The organism is Microbacterium sp. Kw_RZR3 (genome assembly GCF_029222405.1).
Lineage (GTDB): Bacteria > Actinomycetota > Actinomycetes > Actinomycetales > Microbacteriaceae > Microbacterium.
Genome location: NZ_JARHXC010000301.1, coordinates 1 through 4,166, shown reverse-complemented (window position 1 = coordinate 4,166; position 4,166 = coordinate 1). Strand labels below are relative to the sequence as shown.

The window sequence follows — 4,166 nt, the reverse complement described above, 5'->3', positions numbered from 1 at the left end:
CGGGTCCGGTGGGCACGCGCACGTGCCCGTCCTCGATCACGGCGGGTTCGGTGACGATGTCGCGCGTGTAGAAGCGGGCGGATGCCGAGATGTCACCCGGCAGCGTGAAGCCCGGCAGGGCGGCGAGCGCGGCGTTGGCCGCGCGGCCGATGCCGGTCTCGAGCATGCCGCCGCACCACACGGGGATCCCGGCGGCCCGGCACAGGTCGTGCACCGCGACGGCTTCGAGGTAGCCGCCCACGCGACCCGCCTTGATGTTGATGATCGCCGCAGAGCCGAGCGTCAGGGCGTCGGCGGCCGCCTTCGCCGAGACGATCGACTCGTCGAGGCACACGGGCGTCCGCAGCTTCTTCGCGAGCTGCGCGTGGTCGACCAGGTCGTCTTCCTGCAGCGGCTGCTCGATGAGCAAGAGGTCGAAGCGGTCGAGCTCGGCGAGGGTGTCGGCATCCTGAAGCGTGTACGCCGAGTTCGCGTCGACCTGCAGCGGGATGTCGGCGTAGGTCCCGCGGACGGCGGCGGTGTCGGCGATGTCGCGCCCCGGCTTGATCTTGATCTTGATGCGGACGTACCCCTCGTCGAGGTAGCCGCCCACGACGTCGACCAGCACCGCCGGGTCGCTCTGGATGCCGACCGAGACGCCCGAAGGCACGCGGGTCTTCTCGGCGCCGAGGTAGTGGCCGAGGCTCCGCCCCTCGGCACGCAGCGCGGCGTCGATCACCGCGAGCTCGAGACCCGCCTTGGCCATGCGATGCCCGACGAAAGGCTGCAGGATGCCGGGGACCTCCTCGGGCGCGAGCGTCCGGCGCTCGAGCAGAGCCGGCGCGAGATAGCGGCTCAGCACATCCCACGCGCTGGCCGTGTACTCGCTCGAGTACAGCGGCTCGGCCATCGTCACGACCTCGCCCCACCCCACGCCGTCCGACGTCTCCGCCGCGACGACGATCACCTCGCGCACGGTCTCGGTGCCGAACGACGTCGTGAACGGCGATACGAGGGGCAGGTGCAGGACGCGGAGCTCCACGGCATCCAGGGTCACGGGCGAGGCGGGGCGGGTGAGGGGCATGACGGCAGGCTAACCGCGCGGGCGCGGCGAGCCGTTGGCGCGGGCGCGGGCGCGGGCGCGGGCGCGGCGAGCGAAACTCCTGAGAGATCGGCGCTCGGGCCGCCTGTCGGGGGACGTACGACCTGCCTGCGCCGATTGTTCAGGAGTTTCGCTCGCGCCCGTGCCGGAAAGCGGGCCGCGACGCGAGTGGATACGCCGGGGTGGCCCCGCCGGGAGACGCGACCGTAACGCCCGCGCCCGCGCCTGGCAAGGCCGACGACCGCGCGGCCCCGCGCGCGTACGGTCGGGCGCATGAGCGACGACTTCACCCCCCGCCACGCGATCGTCACCGGCTCCGACTCGGGCATCGGCGCGGCCACCGCCCTCGCCCTCGCCGACGCCGGGATCGACGTCGCCGTCACCTACCACTCCGACAAGGACGGCGCGGAAGAGACCGCCGCCGCCGTGCGCGCGCGCGGATCGCGCGCGATCGTCGCCCAGTTCGATGCGACCGATTTCGATTCGGTCCCGGATGCCGTGAACGCCATGGCCGACGAGCTCGGCGGCCTCGACGTCTTCGTCAACAACGCCGGCGGCGGCATCGGGGGCTCGTTCCTCGACCTCGACTTCGACACGTGGCGCACCGACATCTCGCTCAACCTCGACGGCGCGTTCCTCGCCCTGCACACGGCCGCACGCCGCATGGTGGAGGCGCGCACGGGCGGCCGGCTCATCGTCGTGTCGAGCGTGCACGAGCACCAGCCGCGCGTCGGCTCGGCCCCCTACGTCGCGGCGAAGCACGGTGTCGGCGGCCTCATCAAGACGATGGCGCTCGAACTCGGGCAGTACGGCATCACCGCCAACGCCGTCGCGCCGGGCGAGATCGCGACCCCCATCAACGACATGTCGGCGGAGGATGCCGAGCGCACTCACCGTCCCGGTATCCCGCTCGGACGCCCGGGCAGGCCCGAGGAGATCGCCGACGTGATCCGCTTCCTGGCGTCTCCCTCGGGCTCGTACGTCACGGGCGCGAGCTGGGTCGTCGACGGCGGGATGCTGCAGATGGGCCCGCAGGCGGGCTCGCACATGGATTCGGACGCCTGGCGTTCGGCCGGAGAGAAGTGAGAGCGATGAGCGACGACAAGAGCTTCGAAGAGAACCGTCACGACCAGCTGACGAGCGCCCCGAAGGCCACCGAAGAAGACGCGGCCCCGCGCTTCGACGTCACCGAGCACGACGGCGTCACCCGCATCGACGTGCGCGACGACGCCGCCGTCCGCCCGGGTCCGGGCCAGGGCGACCCGGCCGCCGAGAAGGACGAGCCGGTCTCGGACTCCTGACTCAGTCGCTGAGCGGGATGTCGGTGGTCGGCTCCACCCATCCGCGCGACCGCGCGTTGTCCGCGATGGCATCCCGGACTCGAGCGATGGTCGGAACGTCGCCCAGGACGCGGATCGCGTCGACGGCGGCCTGGTCGAATGCCCACACGATGCCACGCAGGATCTCGCGCGCCCGCAGGAGCGCCTCATCGGGGTCGAGCCCCAGCCGACGCCCGGCCAGTTGGAGGGCATTCTCGCCGACGCGGTCGACCACGTACTCACCGTCCAGCGACATCGCCAGTTTTATCGGCTGACCCTCGGGCGTCGGATAGGGCGCGTGCGTGCCGAGGTCATAGAGGGGGGCGAGGGTCGCGCGCGAGCCATCCAGCAGGAGCGAGTAGTTCTTCGCATGCGCGTCGGTGCCGACGGCCGCAAGGTTGAAGGCAAGAGCGTCGAAGAACCTTCGACTGTTGTCTTGACGGTCGCTTCCGCTGGGGAGGCCGCGGAATAGATCCGCGATCTTGCCGACGCCGGGGCCGCCGTCGCTCTGGTACTTCTTATCGGGCTCGACGGCCAGCGCCTGACACAGATCTTCTTGGTGCAATCGCGCCCAGCGTTCGCCGGTGAAGGCACGGTCGTATCGGCGGGAGATGAAGACGTTGTCGCCCGCGGTGGTGGTGGCCATCTCGCTCTCGGCGACGACGAGACCCAGGTGACGCGCCGCCGCCATCGTCATGTACTCCACGATGTGGTGCTCGGAGTACGGGGGGACAGCGGGCTTGATGATGTGCGTCGTCGGGGTCGAGTCCAAAGGGGTGGCCCACTGCCCTTCCGCCGTGCGGAACAGCGCTGTCTTCGGCTGTGCGCCGGGGAGCGACCATCGCCCCGCTCGCCGAACGCCCCACGTGGCGGCGTTGGCGATGAGGTCTCGGATGAGGCCGGCGAAGTCCTCGTCGGAGTGCACCTGCAGTCGACCGGTGCGCGTGGCGGCGTCATCGCTGTCTTCGCCCTGCGGGAGGAGCTGCACCGCGCCGGCCGCGTCACGACCGATGTGAGACAGGAGCGCGAACGGGTTGTTCTCGGACACGTGGTACTCGCTCGCGAGTTCCCTGAGTCGGCCGGCGCTGTCCGGCAGCAGGCCTCTCAGGTATGCACGGGCGGGGGCGTTCTTGTGCATCTGCCGGGCGAGAGGCATCGACAGCGACATCGGCGTCGCCCCTCGCGAGCGTCGGTAGTCGTCGTCGTACTCGAAGCCGAGCGCCCCCGCGCGGGATTGAGTGAAGGCACCCACACGCACCCCGTCGAGATAGGCGTGCAGCTCACTCGTCATCGTGCACCTCGAGGGCCAGGCCGAGCGCATCGAGCACCCAGAACACCCGGTGCAGGGTGACGGAGGGCTTCCCCCTCTCGAAGCGCACGAGCCAGTCGCGCGTCACGCCCGCGTTCTTTGCGAGCTGCTCCTGCGACAGCCCCTGTTGCGCGCGGCGCTCTGCGACGAGTGCACCGAGATCGGCGGAACGCGCGACGCGCATGATGACCCCCTGCCATGTGGGTTTTACCCCACTCTACGTCGAGTGGGATAAAACCCGCAACAGAAATTGTGGGATAAAAGCCACAACAGCGTGTGTGGGAAAGATCCCACACACGAGCAGCTCAGCGCGAGACAAGCAGGTACCCGCGCCCGTCCACTCCGCCGATCCGGAGACCGGATGCCAGCTGCCGCCGCAGCTCGTCTCGCACACGGACGCGCCACGCGGCGGCCGCCGTCGGGTCGGTGCGGCGCAGGGTCTCGATGTCGTCGGGGA

5 protein-coding genes are annotated in these 4,166 nt (G+C 70.4%); 2 read left to right on the top strand and 3 right to left on the bottom strand.

Going from position 1 to position 4,166, the window contains the following annotated elements:
• Window positions 1-1,063 (bottom strand): o-succinylbenzoate synthase (menC, locus tag P2P98_RS16740; RefSeq protein ID WP_275801392.1); only part of this gene is annotated, 1,063 nt, incomplete at its 3' end.
• 291 nt (window positions 1,064-1,354) lie between these two features.
• On the opposite strand from menC, the gene P2P98_RS16735 reads away from it, so the two are divergent.
• Window positions 1,355-2,167, top strand: coding sequence for an SDR family oxidoreductase (locus P2P98_RS16735; RefSeq protein WP_275801391.1), 813 nt, complete (start codon window positions 1,355-1,357; stop codon window positions 2,165-2,167).
• A 5-nt stretch (window positions 2,168-2,172) separates the two neighbouring features.
• Window positions 2,173-2,382 carry a multidrug transporter gene (locus tag P2P98_RS16730; RefSeq protein ID WP_275801390.1) on the top strand — a complete coding sequence of 70 codons (210 nt, stop codon included), beginning with the start codon at window positions 2,173-2,175 and terminating at the stop codon, window positions 2,380-2,382.
• 1 nt (window position 2,383) lies between these two features.
• Here the strand turns inward: P2P98_RS16730 and P2P98_RS16725 are convergent, their stop codons facing one another.
• Together P2P98_RS16725 and P2P98_RS16720 are read right to left on the bottom strand one after the other, a co-directional pair.
• Window positions 2,384-3,691, bottom strand: coding sequence for a HipA domain-containing protein (locus P2P98_RS16725; protein ID WP_275801389.1), 1,308 nt, complete (start codon window positions 3,689-3,691; stop codon window positions 2,384-2,386).
• Window positions 3,681-3,893 (bottom strand): helix-turn-helix domain-containing protein, encoded by a 213-nt coding sequence (locus P2P98_RS16720; protein WP_275801388.1) that lies wholly within the window; start codon window positions 3,891-3,893, stop codon window positions 3,681-3,683. Before P2P98_RS16720 ends, P2P98_RS16725 begins: the two co-directional genes overlap by 11 nt.
• Between the last annotated feature and the right edge of the window lie 273 nt (window positions 3,894-4,166).